The sequence below is a fragment of the Winogradskyella sp. MH6 genome, assembly GCF_022810765.1.
GTDB lineage: Bacteria > Bacteroidota > Bacteroidia > Flavobacteriales > Flavobacteriaceae > Winogradskyella.
On the sequence record NZ_CP094494.1, the window covers coordinates 1,437,083 to 1,456,335 of the forward strand.

Annotated in this window: 15 protein-coding genes; 5 read left to right on the top strand and 10 right to left on the bottom strand. The window is 33.4% G+C overall.

The window, feature by feature from the left end:
* Nucleotides 1-25: 25 nt before the first annotated feature.
* The 5 genes from MST30_RS06425 to rplU all read right to left on the bottom strand — a co-directional run bounded on the left by MST30_RS06425 (nucleotide 26) and on the right by rplU (nucleotide 6,686).
* Entirely contained in the window at nucleotides 26-1,063 is a 1,038-nt protein-coding gene (locus MST30_RS06425; RefSeq protein WP_243473558.1) for a phytase, read from the bottom strand.
* Complete coding sequence (locus tag MST30_RS06430) at nucleotides 1,044-3,881, bottom strand: TonB-dependent receptor (protein ID WP_243473559.1); 2,838 nt, start codon at nucleotides 3,879-3,881, stop codon at nucleotides 1,044-1,046. The genes MST30_RS06425 and MST30_RS06430 overlap by 20 nt, the downstream gene beginning before the upstream one ends.
* 148 nt (nucleotides 3,882-4,029) lie before the next feature.
* Entirely contained in the window at nucleotides 4,030-5,604 is a 1,575-nt protein-coding gene (locus MST30_RS06435; protein WP_243473560.1) for a tetratricopeptide repeat protein, read from the bottom strand.
* 140 nt (nucleotides 5,605-5,744) lie between these two features.
* The gene (gene rpmA / locus MST30_RS06440) at nucleotides 5,745-6,005 is read right to left on the bottom strand and encodes a 50S ribosomal protein L27 (RefSeq protein WP_243473561.1); all 261 of its coding nucleotides are present in this window, start codon (nucleotides 6,003-6,005) and stop codon (nucleotides 5,745-5,747) included.
* A gap of 42 nt (nucleotides 6,006-6,047) precedes the next feature.
* Nucleotides 6,048-6,686 carry a 50S ribosomal protein L21 gene (gene rplU, locus MST30_RS06445; protein WP_243473562.1) on the bottom strand — a complete coding sequence of 213 codons (639 nt, stop codon included), beginning with the start codon at nucleotides 6,684-6,686 and terminating at the stop codon, nucleotides 6,048-6,050.
* A 290-nt stretch (nucleotides 6,687-6,976) separates the two neighbouring features.
* Between rplU and MST30_RS06450 the strand changes: the two genes are divergently transcribed.
* The gene (locus MST30_RS06450; protein WP_243473563.1) at nucleotides 6,977-8,296 is read left to right on the top strand and encodes a M16 family metallopeptidase; all 1,320 of its coding nucleotides are present in this window, start codon (nucleotides 6,977-6,979) and stop codon (nucleotides 8,294-8,296) included.
* A 19-nt stretch (nucleotides 8,297-8,315) separates the two neighbouring features.
* Nucleotides 8,316-10,397, top strand: a complete 2,082-nt coding sequence (locus tag MST30_RS06455) for a M16 family metallopeptidase (protein ID WP_243473564.1) — start codon at nucleotides 8,316-8,318, stop codon at nucleotides 10,395-10,397.
* 52 nt (nucleotides 10,398-10,449) lie between these two features.
* Here the strand turns inward: MST30_RS06455 and MST30_RS06460 are convergent, their stop codons facing one another.
* A complete protein-coding gene (locus MST30_RS06460) occupies nucleotides 10,450-11,328 on the bottom strand; it encodes a DMT family transporter (RefSeq protein ID WP_243473565.1) in 879 nt (292 codons plus the stop codon).
* A 95-nt stretch (nucleotides 11,329-11,423) separates the two neighbouring features.
* On the opposite strand from MST30_RS06460, the gene MST30_RS06465 reads away from it, so the two are divergent.
* Nucleotides 11,424-11,942 (top strand): cation transporter, encoded by a 519-nt coding sequence (locus MST30_RS06465; protein ID WP_243473566.1) that lies wholly within the window; start codon nucleotides 11,424-11,426, stop codon nucleotides 11,940-11,942.
* A 55-nt stretch (nucleotides 11,943-11,997) separates the two neighbouring features.
* On the opposite strand, the gene MST30_RS06470 is transcribed toward MST30_RS06465, so the two are convergent.
* From MST30_RS06470 to MST30_RS06480, 3 genes are all read right to left on the bottom strand, one after another.
* Complete coding sequence (locus MST30_RS06470) at nucleotides 11,998-12,363, bottom strand: hypothetical protein (protein WP_243473567.1); 366 nt, start codon at nucleotides 12,361-12,363, stop codon at nucleotides 11,998-12,000.
* Between the two features lie 64 nt (nucleotides 12,364-12,427).
* Complete coding sequence (locus tag MST30_RS06475; protein WP_243473568.1) at nucleotides 12,428-13,831, bottom strand: DUF5689 domain-containing protein; 1,404 nt, start codon at nucleotides 13,829-13,831, stop codon at nucleotides 12,428-12,430.
* Nucleotides 13,832-13,859: 28 nt separating this feature from the next.
* Complete coding sequence (locus tag MST30_RS06480) at nucleotides 13,860-16,580, bottom strand: carboxypeptidase regulatory-like domain-containing protein (RefSeq protein WP_441372799.1); 2,721 nt, start codon at nucleotides 16,578-16,580, stop codon at nucleotides 13,860-13,862.
* A gap of 207 nt (nucleotides 16,581-16,787) precedes the next feature.
* On the opposite strand from MST30_RS06480, the gene MST30_RS06485 reads away from it, so the two are divergent.
* Complete coding sequence (locus tag MST30_RS06485; protein ID WP_243473570.1) at nucleotides 16,788-17,870, top strand: endonuclease/exonuclease/phosphatase family protein; 1,083 nt, start codon at nucleotides 16,788-16,790, stop codon at nucleotides 17,868-17,870.
* Nucleotides 17,871-17,932: 62 nt separating this feature from the next.
* Nucleotides 17,933-18,769 (top strand): T9SS type A sorting domain-containing protein, encoded by an 837-nt coding sequence (locus tag MST30_RS06490; protein ID WP_243473571.1) that lies wholly within the window; start codon nucleotides 17,933-17,935, stop codon nucleotides 18,767-18,769.
* A 33-nt stretch (nucleotides 18,770-18,802) separates the two neighbouring features.
* Here the strand turns inward: MST30_RS06490 and MST30_RS06495 are convergent, their stop codons facing one another.
* Nucleotides 18,803-19,231 (bottom strand): hypothetical protein, encoded by a 429-nt coding sequence (locus tag MST30_RS06495; protein ID WP_243473572.1) that lies wholly within the window; start codon nucleotides 19,229-19,231, stop codon nucleotides 18,803-18,805.
* Nucleotides 19,232-19,253 lie beyond the last annotated feature (22 nt).

The following is a 19,253-nucleotide window of genomic DNA, read 5'->3' on the forward strand; positions in this document are numbered from 1 at the left end:
ATTATAAAAATTAACTTAAAAAAAATTATTTCAACTTTAATGAATCAAGAGCATGAAAGAAAAAGTCTTGCTCGTCATTCATTGAGACAAACAGTCCGTTTGGATATTTTTTACCTAAAGGTGTCGTTATAACATCGCAACCGTCAGTTTCAATTGTGCCTAAGTTTATTTCCTTTACAAAGCTATTATCGCTTCGTTTAAAGATGTTGAAGCTATGGTTTTGTTGATTGGATACAATGATGAAACCTTCACCATTAGCGTAAGTTGCAATCGCAATACCTTCAATATCATCTTTAAAATGGTCTGTGCCAAATAAAGCAATTTCCTTGTTTCCTTTTTTAGGGTCTGCGTGGTATTTTCTAATGCCAACACCTTCGTCAGAGAAATACACAAAACCCAATTCGTCATCTACAGCAATGGCTTCAATTTCTTTTTGACCACTAAAAGTTCCCATTTTACGCAACAGATTAGAATGTACTCCCAAAGAATCGCTAACCAAAGCGTATTGGTATAAATAGCCTTCTGTAGGACCAGCTTTTCTACTCACAAACACAGAAATCTCTTCAGTTGATGGATTCTTGTAAATAGAAACTCCCATTGGTCGTTTCATTTCTACATCAGTTTCATCTTCAAAGACTTTAAAACCACCATTGTCTAAAGGTTTCATGTCAGGTACTGAGTATACTCTGATTTGATTTTTCTCACGTTCAGAAAATATCATAATATCCGTTTTTGTAGAGTCGTTCAGTTTAAAACCGTATTCTACATCCACATTATTAGGATAGCTAACACCTGTTAAGCTTTTCTCTTTTATGATTTTTCCGTCTAAATCTAAAGCATACACACCACCATCAATTTCATCTTTATCAGTACCAAAAACAATACTCTGTTCTGGGTTTTTGTGATTAATCCAAATAGCAGGATCGTCACTATCGTGTGGTAATTTTTCAGATTTTAGTGTTGGCGCAATTTCTGGTAATCCATTTCCACAAGAGAAAACTACAGCAGAAATAACACCTAGTATTAAGGTTTTTTTCATCATCTTACTTCTTAAATAAATCATATTTTAGTCCGAATGTTAAACGCATATCGTAGTATTCCATTTGCATTGTTCTGCTACTTACACCTTGATAATAACGTAACGGTTGGTTGGTAATGTTGTTTAGATTTAAGTATAGACTTAAATTTTTGTTTAGTGCAACATTGGCATTAAAGTCTAAGAAGAACTGCTCGTCGTAATAACGGTCTTCAAACGCATTTCCACCAATCTCATCGATATAAGCATCAGAGTAGTTAGCAGATAAACGTAAGCTGAATTTTTTACCAGCATAGCCTAACGAACCGTTAAACATATTTGGGGATGTTTGAGGTAAATCTAAATCTGTACGCTCTTCACCATCTTCGTTGCGGATACCATCTGCACTAGACGTTAAGTAGGTATAGTTAAGATAAATACTGAAATTCTTAGCAAAACCAGGTAAGAAATCTAAACGACGTTGAAAAGACACCTCTGCTCCAAATACTGAAGCATCATCACCATTTAGAGGTTGGTATACTTCGTAACCGTTTTCATCTTCTGATTGAAATACATAAGTAAAGTCCGAAATGCTCTTGTAAAATAAACCACCAGAAACAATACCAACAGATTTAAAGTAGTGCTCTGCCATAAAGTCGAAGTTCATAGACGTTGTCGGGTCTAATTCAGAGTTTCCTAAGAAGATTTCTTCATCTTCGTTATTGATTTCTCTGTATGGTACTAAATCTACATAGTTTGGTCTTGCTAGAGTGTTGGTCCAAGCGAAACGTAAAACTGTATTGTCTGTTACATCATATTTAAAATGAACACCAGGTAAGATGTTGGTGTATGAGTTTTCGTCTTTAACTTCAGCATTACCATCAACGTCGCCATCTTCGTTAAATACAAGCTCGTTACCTGTGCTTTCAATAGAAGTATGTTCTAATCTTACACCAGCTAAAACACTTAGCTTGTCTGTAATATTTTGGTTAAGCATAGCGTAACCTGCATATACGTTTTCGTTAACGTCAAAGTTAGCAGTAGCATATTCTTCTGGTAAATCTTCACCTTCAAAAAGGTTGGTGTCGTTAAGATTTAAGCCACCCAAAAATTCTGGACTAGCAAATGTGCCGATTTGGTATTGGCTACCAGCTAAGAAGTCTGTATCAGAATAGCTTCTTGTAGGAACCATACCTAAGAATTCTAATGCACCAGTTTCATCACTGTATTCTATAAAACCGTTTGTTCTGTTTTTATTTTTTAATCTTGTTTTAGCACCAAACTTTAAAAAGCCATCATTACCATCAATAACAGATAAAGGTAATTGTGCATTCACAAAAAAATTAATGTCTTCTTCTTCTGTATATTGGTTTTCTTCTGTAAGCTCACCAAATTCAAAATCAGCAAAATTAGCATTAGCAGGATTTGTAGGAGTGTACAAAGGTTTATCTTGATTGTTATTAAAGTCGATTATGTATTCACTCTCATACTCTAAATAACGCTCGTTTAAACGCTCTTCTGAAGCTTTAGCAAAAGATGCCATCCAATCAAACTGTACATTGCCAAAAAGGTGCTCACCACCAAGGCTGTAGTTTTGCATACGTTGGTCTTCTAAACGTCTGTTTTTATTTCTGTCATTTCCAATACCACCTTTAGATTGGCGTTTTGCTTCCACAGGAAACATAGTAAGGTTACCATTACCATCTACTGAAAAATCACCAGGAGCAATGTCTTCACCATCAAGGATTTCATGCTCTAATCTAAAACGGTTTTCTCTATCGTCTCTCCAGTTATAGATAGATTTGAAATAAACGGAATTGTTATCATCGAATTTATAATCTAAGTTAGCTGAGAAGCTACGACGTACACGTTGTACTAGATATTCTCTAATTTCAAAAACGTTAGCATAAGGATTTACATCTAATTCAGTTAAGTTATCTTCATCATCAAACTCATTAAATTCAAACTCGTCTGTCCATTCAGCCTCAACATTATCACTACCAAAGTCGTTATCGTTTATGGATGCAGAAACCATCCAACCAAATTTATCGTTTTTACTACGGTCTCCAACTAAGAAAGATCCGTTTAAGATTCTTTTGTCTGTGATAAAGTTAAGACCAGAACCAACCGTTGCAGACAAACGGAAACCTTGAGGCGAAGTACGCGTAATTAAGTTTACAGAACCACCAAGAGCGTCAGCATCCATATCTGGAGTTACTGCTTTGTTTACTTCAATCGTTTGAATCATATCTGATGGAATTAAATCCATCTGAACGTTACGGTTATCACCTTCAGCAGAAGGAATTCTGCTTCCGTTTAAGGTAACAGAGTTTAATTGAGGAGAAAGACCACGAACAATAATGTTACGTGCTTCACCTTGATCTACCTGCATAGTAATTCCAGGAATACGTTTTACAGCATCACCAATATTAGCATCTGGAAACTTACCGATTTGGTCTGTAGACACAACGTTAGTAATATTTTGTTTGTTCTTTTGCGTGTTTAAGGCTCTTGCTTGTCCGCTAAGGCCATAACCATTAATGGTAACTTCCTCTAAAGCAGTATCTTCAGAGTTTAAAATAATGTTTAGTGTTACAGTTTGGCTAGCAACAATCTCTATATCTTGAGTCACATCTGAGTAGCCAAGATATTTTACAGTAATAGTATGTTTTCCTTCAGGAATATCTACCAAAACGTATTTTCCGTTAAAATCAGTTACAGTTCCTTTGTTAAGTGATGTGATAGAAACTGTTGCACCAGGAATGGTAAGACCATCCTTATCGGTAATGACACCTTGTAAATTTCCAGACTGTGCGAATCCGAAAAAAGAGAGGGTTAAAAATAAAAGGGTAAAATAATGTTTCATTTAAGGTTGATTTTTGTTTCCCTCAAAACTAGTTTGAAGACTTCATTTGTAGATAAAATGAGCGTTAACAAAACGTAACAGAACCTTGTAAAATGGGTATAAATGAAAGCAACATTTACGTTAACTTAACATTGAGAAAAGAATTTGGTTAATCTAGTTGAAGATTTAGTAAATAGTCTTGAAGATCGTCTTTTGACTCTAAAGGCAATTTTTTTCTTAGTCTGTATCTAGCTATTCGAACACTATCTGGAGTAATATGAAGAATGTCTGCAATCTCCTTTGAAGAGAGATTTAATCTCAATAACATGCACAAGCGCATTTCTGATGAGGACAGCTTATCGTTTACAATTTGTTTTAGGGTAGAAAAAAAGTTTGGGTGAATTTGTCCAAAGTAGCTCATGAGCTCTGTCCACTCATTATTGTTTTCTAGATCTGCTTCGATATCTTTAACAATATCTTTTAGTTTTTTTGAGACAAGCTCACTATTGCGATTCTTTAACTTAGAAAGGGTTTTAGAAATGTCTGAAAGCATTTTGTTTTTATGCGCAATATGAAGGCTGTAATTGGTGAGAGAAGAGACTTTAATATCTATTTCTCTATTTAAAGCAATTTCTTTAGCTGCCTTTTTATCTAAATCTGCTTGAAGTAGTTGTTGCTTATACTCTAGTATGTGCTTTTCGTGTTTTCTTCTTTTCTTCCAGTATAGAAAAAGAGCTAATAGAGCTAAAAATATAGTACTTGTAGTAATGAGAGCAATGCTTTGCTGTACTTTATTTATTTCGTTTTGTTTGTTTAGTAATTGTACTTTGTTTTCGTTTTCTTTTACATCGTGCAGAATTTGTAAAGCACTTACGATTTCATTATTGTTTTGAATAAGCTCTTCCTCGTTGGCAATGTATTGGTTGTTAAGGTATTTATAAGCTTCTTCAAAGTTACCCATATCGGCATATGTTCTAGACAAATCTTTGAGAGCACTTACTAATTGTGATTGGTTGTTTGCTGATTTTGCAGACTCTAATGCTTGCTCAGTAAAACGTATAGCATCATTGTATTTTTTAGTTTTTCTGTTAATATCACCAATATTATTAAGGATATTAATTTTTAAATCCCAAGGGCTGTTTTTAGCAAAGCGATTGGCAATATTAAAATAGTTCAAGGCTTTTTGGTATTGCTCCAAATCTTCATAAATACTGCCAATGTTTTCGTTTGTAATGGCAATGCCAGTACTATCCTTTAATAGACTAAAAAGTGATAAACTCTTTTCTTGAAACTTTAAAGCTTCATTATAATTGCTACGTTTTTCGGATACACTTCCCAGCAGAGCATTTGAAGTCGCTTCGCCTTTTTTGTAATTTATATGTTCTGAAGTGCTAAGTGCCTGTAAAGCATGTTGTTCAGCTAAACGGTATTGTTTAAGTTCTAAATTGATTAATGCTAGTTGATTCTGAACCTTTACAAAACTAGAATCCTTTGGAAGGTGAAGCCCTAAGTATTCTTGATAATAGTGAGTAGCTTCCTTAAAGAGGGAAATGCTATTGAAAAAATCAGCGAGTTTAATATTCGTTAAGCCAATATTTATTGAATCATTCTCTGTAATAGCATTTTTTAATTCAGCTTTTAGAGAAAAAAGCTCTGTTTCTTTGGTTGTGTTTATCTCTTGGGCATTAAGAGAGTAAATAAGTACAAAGAGAAAGGAGATTTTAATATGGTTAATGATAAACAATGTAAACTATAATTTATAACTCGTAAAGTAAGGTGATACATGTTATTTAAATCTATAGTTTGTATGATGAAAATGTTACTAATAAAAAAAACGACTAGAATATTCTAGTCGCTTTTATATTTTAAAAAGAAAATAATTTCTTAAGCCTCAAATGGTGCTATAGAAACATAAGACTTATTGTCTTTTTTCTTAGTAAATGTTACGATACCATCAACTTTAGCGTGTAAAGTGTGGTCTTTTCCTTGGTATACGTTTTCACCTGGGTGATGCGTGTTACCTCTTTGTCTTACGATAATGTTCCCAGCAACAGCAGCTTGACCACCAAAAATCTTAACACCTAAGCGTTTCGATTCTGATTCTCTACCGTTTTTAGAACTACCAACTCCTTTTTTATGAGCCATTGTCTTAAGGTTTTATATTGTTAAACTTAAGTGATTTTGCAATTATGCTTTACCACCATCTAATTCGTCTTGCCATTTTTTAAGCTCGTCCCACTTACCTTCAGCAGCTAATTTAGCTTGTGCTGGCCAAGTGTCAGTAACATGGTTACCACGAACATCTGAAATGATTTCAGAAATTGCTTCAGGTGTAGATTTTGCTATATCAGCAAAAGTTGCTAAACCAGCTTCTGCTAAAGTAGAAGCGATTTTTGGACCAACACCTTCAATTTTCTTTAAATCATCAGCTTTACCAGTTGCTTTTGGAGCTGCCTTTTCGGCTTTTGGTTCAGCTTTTTTAGTTTCCTTCTTTGGAGCAGCTTTCTTAGCTCCAGAAGCAGTAATGCTTTCAATAACGATTTCTGTTAAGGCTTGTCTGTGACCATTTTTTACACGGTAACCTTTACGTCTTTTCTTTTTGAAAACTATTACTTTGTCACCTTTAAGGTGCTTTAAGACTTTTGCACTTACTTGTGCTCCGTCTATAGCTGGGGCGCCTAAAGTAATATTGTCACCATCACCTATAAGAAGTACATTGTCAAAATCAACTTTTTTACCTTCTTCAGTAGATAAACGGTTAACAAAAACTTTTTGGTCTTTCGCAACTTTAAATTGCTGCCCTGCTATCTCTACAATTGCGTACATAGCGTAACGTTTTTATTAATTTGTTTATTAAAAAAATGTGCTTTTCTCAGAAAGCGGATGCAAATATACTCCTAAATTCCTAATCTACAAACGTTTTAAGGCTTTTCGCATACTTTTCAACTTAAATACATATATGTTTTTAAATTAGGATACTACATGAAAAACAGTTTTCACATTTTATTATGTTAATAAAGTCTAATGATTCCTTATTTTTGTGTGGTTTTGTGTAACAATGCACATTATGCTAAGACAAACACTTAAACAATTTAAAATTTAAACACTTATTAATAATGAGAAAAAGCTTATTTACTCTAGCGCTCTTGTTGTTTGTTGGTTCTTTTGCCAATGCACAGCAGGTGGAATTTGAGGAGTACGATTTAGACAATGGAATGCACGTTATCTTGCATCAGGATAATTCAGCTCCTGTAGTCACAGTATCTGTAATGTATCATGTAGGTGCAAAAGATGAAAACCCTGAGCGTACAGGTTTTGCTCACTTTTTTGAGCATTTATTATTTGAAGGAACTGAAAACATCCCTCGTGGGGAATGGTTTAATATTGTAACATCAAACGGTGGTAGCAACAATGCAAATACTACAGATGACAGAACATACTATTACGAAGTATTTCCTTCTAACAGTGTAGAGTTAGGATTATGGATGGAGTCTGAAAGATTAATGCATCCAGTAATTAATCAAATAGGTGTTGATACTCAAAACGAAGTTGTTAAAGAAGAAAAACGCCTTCGTGTAGATAACCAACCTTATGGTAACTTGTTGGCTGAGGTTAAGAAGCGCATGTTTAAGGTACACCCTTACAGATGGGCTACAATTGGTTCTATGGATCACTTAGATGCTGCAACTTTAGAAGAATTTCAGGCATTCAATAAAAAATTCTATGTACCAAATAATGCTGTGTTAGTTGTTGCTGGTGATATTGATAAGCCACAGGTTAAGAAAATGATTCAGGATTATTTTGGACCAATTCCAAGAGGTGAGGAAATTAAAAGAGATCTTCCAAAAGAAGCGCCTATTACTGAGTCTATGAGAGATAAGACTTACGATCCAAATATTCAAATACCTGCAGTAATAGCTGCTTATAGAACACCATCTTTTAAAAGTAGAGATGCCTATGTTTTAGATATGATCTCTAGCTACTTAAGTGGAGGGAAAAGCTCTGTTTTGTACAAGAAAATGGTAGATGAGCAAAAGCAGGCCTTAGCTGTTCAGGCTGTTAATATTAGCCAAGAGGATTATGGTATCTATGCATTATTTGCTCTACCATTGGGAGATGTGTCTTTAGATACATTAATTACTGAGATGGATGAGGAAATTGTAAAAATCCAAGAAGAGTTAATCTCTGAGCGCGATTATGAAAAACTTCAAAATCAGTTTGAGAACCAATTTGTAAATTCAAATTCTAGTATAGAAGGAATTGCTAACTCTTTAGCGAGATATTATATGCTATATGAAAATGTAAATTTAATCAACAATGAAATAGACATCTATCGCTCTATTACAAGAGAAGAAATGAGAGACGTTGCTAAGAAGTATTTAAACCCTAATCAACGCATAATCTTAGAGTACTTACCAAAGAAAGATGATCAATAAAATAAAAATGAATAGTAATATGAAAACTAAAATATCAGCATTTGTTGTATTGTTTTTAATGGCAGTAGGTGCGGTAAATGCGCAAATAGATAGATCTAAACAACCAAAACCAGGTCCTTCTCCAAAGATTACGTTAGAAAAACCAGGTGAATTTAAGTTAAAAAACGGTATCGAAGTTTTAGTAGTAGAGAACCATAAATTACCAAGAGTTTCTATCTCTTTAAGAATTGATAACAAACCAATTGCCGAAGGAAATAAAGCTGGTGTATCTAGTATTCTAGGTGCTATGTTAGGAAACGGAACCACTACAATACCTAAAGATGAATTTAATGATGAAATCGATTTTTTAGGAGCTAGATTAAGTTTTGGTTCTCAAAGTGCCTATGCAAGCTCACTTTCAAAATATTCTGATAGAATAATTGAGTTAATGGCAGATGCGGCAATAAACCCATTATTAACTAAAGAGGAATTTGAGAAGGAAAAAGAGAAGCTTATCGAAAGTCTTAAATCAGACAAAAAGAGTGTTGATGCCGTAGCAAGTAGAGTTGGTTCTGCGTTGTCTTATGGTGTAAAGCATCCTTACGGAGAGTTTGTTACAGAAGAAACAGTAAACAATATTGAGTTTGGTGATGTTTTAGCATTTTATGAAAAATACTTTAATCCTAACAATGCCTATTTAGTTATAGTTGGAGATGTTGAAATGGGTGATGTTAAACGAAAAATAAAAGACTATTTTGGTAAGTGGGAAAAATCTGCAGGAGTAGAAACTACAATACCAGCACCAATGCAAAATGCACAATACACACAAATTAATTTTGTGGATATGCCAAATGCTGTACAGTCTAATATTTCTTTGACAAACAATGTAGATTTTAAAATGAATGACGAAGATTACCATGCAGTTTTAATCGCAAATAAAATTTTAGGTGGTGGTTTTGGTAGTTATTTAAATATGAATCTTCGTGAAGAGCACGGTTATACTTACGGAGCTCGTACAAGTATAAGTCCAAGTAGATATGGTGCGTCTCGTTTTACAGCTGGTGCAGCAGTTAGAAATATGGTAACAGATAGCGCAGTTGTAGAAACACTAAAGGAAATTAATAGAATTAAAACGGAACCAGTAGAAACCAAAGATTTAGAAAATGCTAAAGCTAAATATGTTGGTGATTTTATTCTAGATTTAGAAAGCCCGAGAACTATTGCAAACTATGCTTTAAATATCAAATTAAACAATTTACCAGAAGACTTTTATTCTACGTATTTAGCTAAGATTAACGCTGTTACTAAAGAAGATGTTATGCGTGTAGCTAACAAACACTTTAGACCAGAAAATGCACGTATAGTGGTTGTTGGTAAAGGAAGTGATGTGATAGAAAATCTTGAAAAAACAGGAATTCCTATTAAGTATTACGATGCTTATGCAAATGCTACAGAAAAACCAGTTTTTTCTAAGCCATTACCAGAAGGTTTAACAGCAGAGACTGTTATTAAAAACTATGTTAAGGCCATTGGAGGTGAAGAAAACCTTAGAAAGGTTAATACTACTTTGGTCAAAGCAGAGATGACTATTCCAGGGGCGCCATTTAAGCCTATTGCTACTACGAAGCAAATGGCACCAAACAAATTTAAAATGGAAGTTGTTGCAGAAGGTATGGGAACCTTAATGAAACAAAACTTCGATGGAACTAATGGTTACATGGAACAACAAGGAAGAAAGATACCTATGGAAGATAAAGAACTATCTTCTAGAAAGTCTAATAAGGGTCTTTTTGAGGAATTGTATATGGAATCTTCAACTATAGAGTTAGAAAGCATTACAATGGTTGAAGGAAAAGACGCATACAAAATAAAAGAAACTAAGGACGATACAACGTCTTACAGATATTACGATGTAGAAACAGGTTACTTAATAAGAACAGAATCTACGACTGAGGCTCAAGGACAGTCTATAACAACAGTTGTAGATTACTCTAACTACAAAGAAGTAGATGGTGTAATGATGCCGTATACTATGAAAGTTACTGCAGGTCCACAAGCGTTTACTTTTGAGACTACAGAAGTAAAAATAAACGAAGGAGTAACAGCAGAAGATTTTAATTAAAATCAATAGAACTCATATAAGTTTAAAAACCGAAGTGAAAGCTTCGGTTTTTTTATGCTTTACGTTTATGTGATAAATAGACTCCAACTAAGATTAGAAGCGCTGCCAACCCTTGAATAAGACTAAAAGATTCACCATCCAAAATTCCCCAAATTAATGCGGTTACAGGAATAATATAAGTTACAGAAGACGCAAAAACAGGAGTAGATATTTGTACGAGCTTATTAAAAACTACTTTAGCTATGGCTGTGCCAAAAACAGAAAGAATGGCTACAAAACCTAATGACTTAACCAAATCAGGATGGTTTAATCGTTCTGAAGTAAAAAATCCAGAAAACAGTAATACAATTAATGCTGGTATTATAATAAAAGCATAGTTACCTGCAGCAATAGCTAAAGGCTTTACATCTTGTAGATAGCGTTTTATAATATTGACGTTTGCAGCATACATAAGTGTAGAAGCAATAACAAAACCAGCATACAGATAATTTTGATTTGGGTTAAGTTCAGAACCTTTTAAAATTAAAATGGCAGTACCTATAAATCCGACAATTACACCTATAATTTGTCGTTTTGTAGATACAATTTTAAAAACAGCAAAGCCAAGGATTATTGTATTTAAGGGCACTAACGAATTTAAGATTGAAGCAACAGCACTATCAATTTCAGTTTCTGCAATAGCAAAGAGGAAAGCAGGAAAGAAAGAGCCTAGCAAACCAGACAAAAGAAGCCACTTCCATTTAGATTTTGGGACATGTTTTAAATGATAAAACCCTGCCAATAATAAAATTACTCCTGTAAAAATAGTTCTTAAAGCGCCTAGTTGAAAAGGGGTAAGCCCTAATAACGATTTTTTAATAAGAATAAATGAACTTCCCCAAATAACGGAAAGGATGAGGAGGTAAATCCATTTTATGTTAGGGTTTTTCATGCAAAAATTTCCTTAAGACTCACAAAAATCGTTAATTCTTTCGCAAGAAACATCAATATTTATTAGATTTATCCAAAATTTAAGAGTTATTACTTATGAAAAAATTTAAGAATATAATCGTTGCTTCTGCACTGCTTTTAGCTTTAACGTCTTGTAAAGACAAAGCTGAGCCAGAAGTGAAAACTGTAGATGTTGAGGTAGGTGCTAAAGAAGTTGCCAGTACTTTAGACCCTAATGCAACTTATGCTAAAGTAGAATTTGGAATTGAAGGTATGACCTGTGCAGTAGGATGTGCAAAAACTATTGAAAAGAAAATGGCTAAAATGGATGGTGTAAAATCTGCAAAAGTAGATTTTGACAAACGTTTAGCAATGGTTGAGTATGATGAGGCTAAAGTAACACCAAAATCTTTAGAGGAGGCAGTTGCTAAAGTTAGTGATGTATACAAAGTAAAAGACATGAAGGTTGTAGATGGCTTTGGTGGTGAGGCAAAAAAATGTAAAGAAGATTGTAATAAAGCATGCTGTGCTGACAAAACAGAAGCAGAAAAGAAAGCTTGTAAAGAAGACTGTAAAAAGCCATGCTGTAAAAAAGAAGAAAACAAAACTGAATAGTAGTTTTTTACTACAAATAAAAAAACGCTGTCCTTTTAAGGATAGCGTTTTTGTTTTAAGCTAATACTTGTAAAAACACAAAAGCAAGTACAATACAACCTATAGGCAATAACCATAACAAATAAATTGAAGGGGTCTTTGACCTAGATTTAGCATTCAGTATATTTCTTTTTTTTCCGTTATAGCGCATCCAGTTTTTAAACATAATAAAAAGTGAAGCTAAGCTAAATAATATCCAAAATTTGTTTGATGAGATAGAGTTTATCTTCATCTGTGTAGCAAAGGCCATAAAGAAAGTACCTAAAGCCATCAGTATTGAAAGCTCTAATACATTTATATAAAATAGTGCTATCGTTAAGCTACGTTTACCTAATCGCTTTTTGTAGTAGTTTAAAATGGCTATATAATAGTTGTCTAGCATAGTGTGTTTAAAAAACAAAACCTACTATTAAGCAGGTTTTGTAAATATAGTTGTTATAAGTTTATTATAAACCTAATACAGTAACGTTGTCTAATTCAAAAGTTGCAGCTGCAGATGAAGTAGAAGTGTATTTAAATGCAATGTATAACATTTGTCCATCAGCACTAGAAACATCAATACTACCAGAGTTTGTCCAGGTATTCCAGCTATTAGCATTAGGATCCATAGTTGCATCTAACATTGTCCAAGTACCATTAGAGTTAGGGTCACCACCAGAATAATCTGTAGACATATATACTTCTAAATCGTTTCCGTCGTAACGCTTATCAGTTTCAAAGAAAAAGAAAGTGTTAGTAACAGCAGATAAATCTATAGCTTCAGAAATTAACCAATCTTCATTTTCTTGAGCACCACCAGAATAACCATTCATGTAAGCACTTGGTGCTGGGTTTCCAAAGTTAGTTGTTCCCCATACTTGCGCACCTGTAACGTTAAAAGTTGTCCATTGGCTTAATCCACCATCAAAACCATCTTCAAAAACAACAGTAAAATCATTGATATCTAATGGCATACAACGTGCATTGCTAAACTCAACATCACTAAGCTCATTGATTAATAGAACTAAATCATCTCCACCATAAGATTTTAAAACTACTGCAGAAATAGTTCCTCCTTGAGTTGGTAATGGAGTGTTATAGAAATTAGCAAAAGAACTAGTCTCTACCAAGAAGTTAGAATAACCAAATCCTTCACAAGCTTGAAGCGTTCTTCTGGTATCAAAATCTTCAGTTGGGTCTCCATAAGTACTACCTTCTAAATTCTCTGGGAATTGAACGTCTGTTGCAGTTACAAAAAATCCTACATGTCCTTCGTTTATTTCAGAAAGATTAACCTGTAAAGGAACAATAGTTTCTGTTACTTCAGATCTAAAAATCTTAGTTGGTATTTGGTTTGCAGTAAATTGACCTACTTGATCACCATCTGGCTTACCACCTACAGAGATAACTTCGTTAGAATTGTAACCAACATACATGTCCTTAAGTTTTACATATACCTCACGCCCAATATTAAATTGGTTGTATGAGTCAACTTGATTTAAGAGAACACCAATTGCAGCTGTTGGATTTTCAGGTGCATCTTGCATATAAAATTCTTTGTAAAAGTTACCAGTAGCATCAGAAGAAGTTACATAACCTTTAACAACTAAGTTGTCAGGAATTTGAATGAAGTGGTCGTAATCAAAACCACTTTGCCCATCTTCGTATGCTTGGTAAAGTGCTTTTAAATCTGCTATTGAAATTTCAGTTAAAGTACCTGCATTCAAATCAGCCATGATTTGTACTAAACCAGCGTTTTCTTCATTTCCTAAGCTGTTAGGAATACTGTAATCGTCATCTTCAACACAAGATGTAATTGAGATACTTGCAAAGATGGCAAGTAAGAGTGTTAATAATTTAGTTGTTTTCATAATTTGAAATTTATTTTTCATAGTTTTTTTAGAATCTAAAATATACATTTAAAAAGTAATTTGCGCCACGTCCATACCAGTATTTAGGTCCAAAACGACGCTTAGGATTTGAGTTGTCTTCAAGTAACTCTCTGTAATTAGCGTTACGACCTTGCTCAAATCCACCAGTTCTATATTGTTTATCTAATATGTTCCCTACACTTGCAAAGAAACCTATAAAATAATCATTAATTTTCCATGACTTACCTCCAATAAGATTAACTACCATGTAGTTACCAAACTCTTCTTGTTTTAAAAGCTCTCTTGCAATTTCAGGATTATAATCGTTCATTGGTAATCCGTCTGTTGGCTCTGTATAGAAACTAGAAGTTCTTAATAAAGGACTTACATCTACGTAAGTTTCATCAAAGAAGTTTGCAGTTGCACCAAACCACCAATAATCTGGATCTCTATATTCAAACCCTATAGAATAGGCTTTTTGAGGACCACCAGCAACTTTGTAATCTTTTAAGTTAGATTCTCCATAAAATGCAGCTTGGTCGTTTGCAGAGATGTATAAATTAGGATTATTATCATAAGTGTATTGACCATAAGAGGCAGCACCTTTTAATTTTATTGTTGGTGTTACTTGTGCTTCAATACCAAGTTCTGCTCCTATGTGTTTTTTATCAACACCTTGTAAAACCTCAGAAACTAAGTTGTTTGTTTGTACATTACCTTGGTCATCAAGGAAACCACCAATACCATCTGCATAGTAGAAAGAAATTTCATTAGCGTCTTCTGTCTTAGTATAAAAACCTGTTAGACGAGCATTAACTATTGGAGATCTAAAGATATAACTAGCGTCAAAGGATGTTATCTTTTCTTCGGTAATATCTTGACCTGTAATATTAACTCCATTAACTACACCAACAACATCATGATTTGCTCTTGCGTTAGAATAAGTGTTTCTTAAAGAAGGTGCTCTAGTAATATACCCTCCGTTAACATCTATTAAGTGCTTACCAGAAATTTTATATGTAAAACCTGCTTTAGCACCAAAACCTGTAAAATCTACTTCGCCTCCTTTTCCATAAGAATTATTAGCATTTGCTTCATTTCTGTAAAGACCATCTCTGTAGTAATCTGTTTTTGTAACACTACCAGCTAAATAAAAGTCTACTTTATTGTATTTAAAAACACCTTGCGCATAACCAGAAATGATGTCTGCATACAAGTTATAATTGTATCTATATTTATCTCCTTCAAAAGCAACTTGGTCTGGATTGTTCATGTCAAATTGGAAACCATCAAAAGAATCTACATTTAAAACACCTGTATTACTTCCTAATAAATCGATAATTTCAGCAAAGTTTTCTGACTTTAAACTCTTATAGTTTACCGAAGCATTTAAAACAATATTATCGGTAAGTTCTGTGTTTAAAATAGTGTTTACTGTTACTTGAGAATCATCCGAACGATCTTCGTATAATGCATAAGCAGCATAACTACCGTCTATGTTATTTGTAAGGTTAGCATCAATAATTCTGTTCCAGTCTATTTGACCGTTGTTTATAAATTCTTGCTCAGCGATATATGCGTTTTCGTAATCTGGACCATCACTGTCAGCTAAGAAATAACTAGGTAACTTTTGATAATAAGCAGGGCTTGGGTTTGCACCACCAGGAAAATCTAAACGACTGTTTCCTAATTTTCCCCATTGATAAGCCACGTTTGTATTAAGAGAAGTTCTGCTATTAATGTCCCAATAATGGTTAAGCATTAAGATAGGCTCTTCCGTCTCTTTAATACGAGAGTTTTTCTTATCACCATCTAAATAGCCCCAATATTCATTGTACTTTATGCCTTTTAAGTCATAAACCTCTTGAGTATTAGGGGATGATTTACCTCTTCTATTTGGTGCGTATATACTTGTAAAGTTAAGACTGTGTTTGTCATTAAATTTTTTCTCTACAGTAGCAAAGAAAGAATTAGCATCATATAAAGTAGCGTCTTGGTAACCTTCATTTCCCCATCTTCTACTTGCCATAAAAGCATAAGACCAACCACCATCTAATAACCCAGATGCATAACTAGCCATTACTCTATTTGTATAACTTCTATTAGATGAAGAATAAGTTACTCTACCACCTTTTCTGTAACTAGAAGCTCTGGCAATAATATTTGTCGTACCTAAAACTCCACCAAAATTGTATTCAGAAGGTGTTAAACCAGAAGTTAAAACCTGATTTCTTACAACATCATTTAAACCTCCCCAGTTACTCCATTGAGGTCTTCCGTTGTATACTTTGTTCATTTCAATTCCGTTAATTAAAACAGAACCATTGTCGGAGTCTAGACCTCTTACTCTAAAGAATGAAGAGCTAAATTCAAAAGCTGCAGTTCTTTGAAAAATATCCATAGAAGAGGCAAGTAATCCCGAAATGTTGTCTGCTCCACTAGTGTCATCATTCAATTCATCATCAGATAATGTGATTGTAAATAAATCCTCACTACTAGCTAAGTCAACTTCCAAAGTCATGTCTGTAATGTTAACTGTTTGCCCTTCATTTACAATGATTGGGTAACGTTTGGTAACATATCCAGGTTTTGATATTCTTAATACTTGTTCGCCTAAAGGAACATTGCTAGAAAAAGTAAATTCACCCAAACCATCTGTAAGTGTAGACTGCTGGGTTTCTTCAATTGTTATTGTTACATCTGGAATTGGTTCTAACGAAGTTGCATCCTTCACACTACCTTTAATCATTGTGTTTTGTGCCATCAATGCAAAAGAAGAAAACAATCCAAACAATAAAATAATTAGACTTTTTTTCATAATTGATTTTAGAGTTAATAATATTTCTTACATTAAATAAAAGTTATTTAAGGCCTGCAAATGTACATCTTTTATAATAAATATATACTTTTGGCCCAAGAATTGCAAAGTAATTAATGATAACATAACATACATTAAATGAAAACATTAAAACTCAGTATTTTATTTTTATTAACATTAGTATTTGTCAATGTAAATGCGCAAGAGAAGAAGAAATATAAAATTCATACAGTAGCATTTTACAATCTCGAAAACTTATTTGATACCATTAATGATCCTCTAAAATATGACGAGGCAAGTCCAATAATGGAAATGCACGAAGCTAATAGATCTGAAGTTTACCTAGCGAAAGTAAAAAATATGGCAAAGGTTGTAGCTGATATAGGTAAAGAAGATACTAATAATTCGCCAGCCGTGATAGGTGTTTCTGAGGTAGAAAACAGACAGGTATTGGTAGATTTGGTAAATGATCCACAATTATTAGATAAAGACTACGGAATTGTACATTTTGATTCGCCAGATGCTAGAGGAATAGACGTTGCGTTGTTATATCAAAAAGCACTTTTTAAGCCTACTGATACAAGTAGTTTTGAATTAAAGATTTATGATGATGATACAAGAGAGCGTGTTTATACAAGAGACCAATTGTTGGTTAGCGGAAAATTAGATGGTGAGTTAATTCATATTATAGTTAATCACTGGCCATCTAGAAGAGGTGGTGAAGCCAGAAGTAGACCAAAACGTGTAGCTGCTGCAAATTTGAATAAACGTATAATTGATTCTCTTCAGTCCATTGATCCCTATGCGAAGATTATCACAATGGGTGACTTAAATGATAACCCAAATAATGCAAGTTTAAAAGAAGCATTAAAAGCAGAGTCTAAGAAGAAAAAAGTAGGCTTTAAAGGAATTTATAATCCTTTTGAAGACCAATTTAAAAAGCAAGGTTTAGGAACAACAGGCTATAGAGATGCTTGGAGTTTGTTCGATCAGATATTATTGACACAACCATTTTTAGAAAAAGACTATGAGTCCTTTAGATATTACAAGTCAGGAATATTTAATAAGAATTACTTAACTAATAAGCATGGACGCTATAAAGGTTATCCTTTTAGAAGTTTTGCAGATGGAAGTTTTACAGATGGTTTTAGTGACCACTTTCCAGTATATGTTTATTTGGTCAAAGAAGTAAAGGACGAAGGGGAGTCAACTAAGAATTAATAATAATTAAGGTTTCATTTTTTGGTTCAAAAGAATAAACTTGAAAAAGTTAATTTATCCTTATGAAGAAACTAATTCTCCTCTCTATAGTATTAGTTAATCAACTAGGTTTTTGTCAGACAATTACATTAGCACAAACACTTGATAATACTATACAACAGGGTACAGTAATATGCTCTGCAGAACAAATAACTGATAATAATTATATTAGAGCTTTTGATATCAATACCTTAGGATATGACCAGTTTAATGTTGTATCAGTAGATTTTGGTGTATATAGTGTTAATAATGAGGATGATAATTATGTAGTTGATGTTGTTATTTATCAAACAGATACCTTTCCAGAAGGAAGCTTAATGGAGGTGACAAGGGTTAGTGTTCCAGTTTCCAACGCTGATAATGGAACTTTAAAGCATGTACCTCTTAATGCGCTTGTTACTGATAATTTTTTAGTATTCGCTGTGAGTGCACAAAATATAAGTATACCAGGCAATCTTAATCGAATAATAATAGGAAGTAATTCAAATGGTCAGACAGCACCAAGTTATTATCAATCTACTAGTTGTGGTTATGACATTCCAAACGATATTGCAAATCTTTTTCCTCCGCCTGAAATTCATTTAGTGATGCAGGTAACGGGTAGCCCAAGACTTTCTTTGCCTGAAAAACAAGATGAGTTAATAAGTGTTTATCCGAATCCAACAAATGATATCATTAATGTTAAGTTACTAAATTCAGATAGTATTGAAAAGGTAAGGATTTACAGTGTAACAGGGAAACTTCTTTGTGAAGGAAAAGAAAGCATAATAAACCTATCTAACTTCAGTAAAGGACTTTATCTGTTGAAAGTTGAAACAGTCAGTGGTAAAAGCACAGTTAAAAGAATTGAAAAGTTATAAAAAAGGCACAAATTTTAATTTGCGCCTTTTTTATTAATTAAACCACTGATTCCATGGAATCATATAAAGTACAGCAGCTAAAGCTATACTATAAAAAATGGCAAGTAATTTGAATTTAGGTTTAGAAACCAATTTCTTTTTGTGCTTAGAATAACCTATAGTAACCAAAGCAACAGCGATAATCATTAAAGTAGGATGTTCTACAGCTAGTTTTCTAACAGCACCATTTTTCATTACTTCTCCAACAGACATTTCATCAAAATAGCCTTTGGTAAACCATAAAATAATACCGAGTAGTAATTGAATATGCATTGTAATTAAGGTAAACAACGCTAATCTAAAATCTATTGCTCCATATTCTTTATTGCCAAAAAACTTTATTAACGCATTAAAAGTAGCAATAACAAATACCAATAAAACAATATATGCCCAACCCGAATGTATAAATTGAATAGTTTCCATCTTAAGAATTTTAGATTACAAA

Bases quoted from the DNA above. Each gene is read 5' to 3' on its own strand.
- MST30_RS06425 (WP_243473558.1), bottom strand. From the start codon at position 1,063: ATGATTTATTTAAGAAGTAAGATGATGAAAAAAACCTTAATACTAGGT.
- MST30_RS06430 (WP_243473559.1), bottom strand. From the start codon at position 3,881: ATGAAACATTATTTTACCCTTTTATTTTTAACCCTCTCTTTTTTCGGA.
- rpmA (WP_243473561.1), bottom strand. From the start codon at position 6,005: ATGGCTCATAAAAAAGGAGTTGGTAGTTCTAAAAACGGTAGAGAATCA.
- rplU (WP_243473562.1), bottom strand. From the start codon at position 6,686: ATGTACGCAATTGTAGAGATAGCAGGGCAGCAATTTAAAGTTGCGAAA.
- MST30_RS06450 (WP_243473563.1), top strand. From the start codon at position 6,977: ATGAGAAAAAGCTTATTTACTCTAGCGCTCTTGTTGTTTGTTGGTTCT.
- MST30_RS06455 (WP_243473564.1), top strand. From the start codon at position 8,316: ATGAAAACTAAAATATCAGCATTTGTTGTATTGTTTTTAATGGCAGTA.
- MST30_RS06460 (WP_243473565.1), bottom strand. From the start codon at position 11,328: ATGAAAAACCCTAACATAAAATGGATTTACCTCCTCATCCTTTCCGTT.
- MST30_RS06465 (WP_243473566.1), top strand. From the start codon at position 11,424: ATGAAAAAATTTAAGAATATAATCGTTGCTTCTGCACTGCTTTTAGCT.
- MST30_RS06470 (WP_243473567.1), bottom strand. From the start codon at position 12,363: ATGCTAGACAACTATTATATAGCCATTTTAAACTACTACAAAAAGCGA.
- MST30_RS06475 (WP_243473568.1), bottom strand. From the start codon at position 13,831: ATGAAAACAACTAAATTATTAACACTCTTACTTGCCATCTTTGCAAGT.
- MST30_RS06480 (WP_441372799.1), bottom strand. From the start codon at position 16,580: ATGATTAAAGGTAGTGTGAAGGATGCAACTTCGTTAGAACCAATTCCA.
- MST30_RS06485 (WP_243473570.1), top strand. From the start codon at position 16,788: ATGAAAACATTAAAACTCAGTATTTTATTTTTATTAACATTAGTATTT.
- MST30_RS06490 (WP_243473571.1), top strand. From the start codon at position 17,933: ATGAAGAAACTAATTCTCCTCTCTATAGTATTAGTTAATCAACTAGGT.
- MST30_RS06495 (WP_243473572.1), bottom strand. From the start codon at position 19,231: ATGGAAACTATTCAATTTATACATTCGGGTTGGGCATATATTGTTTTA.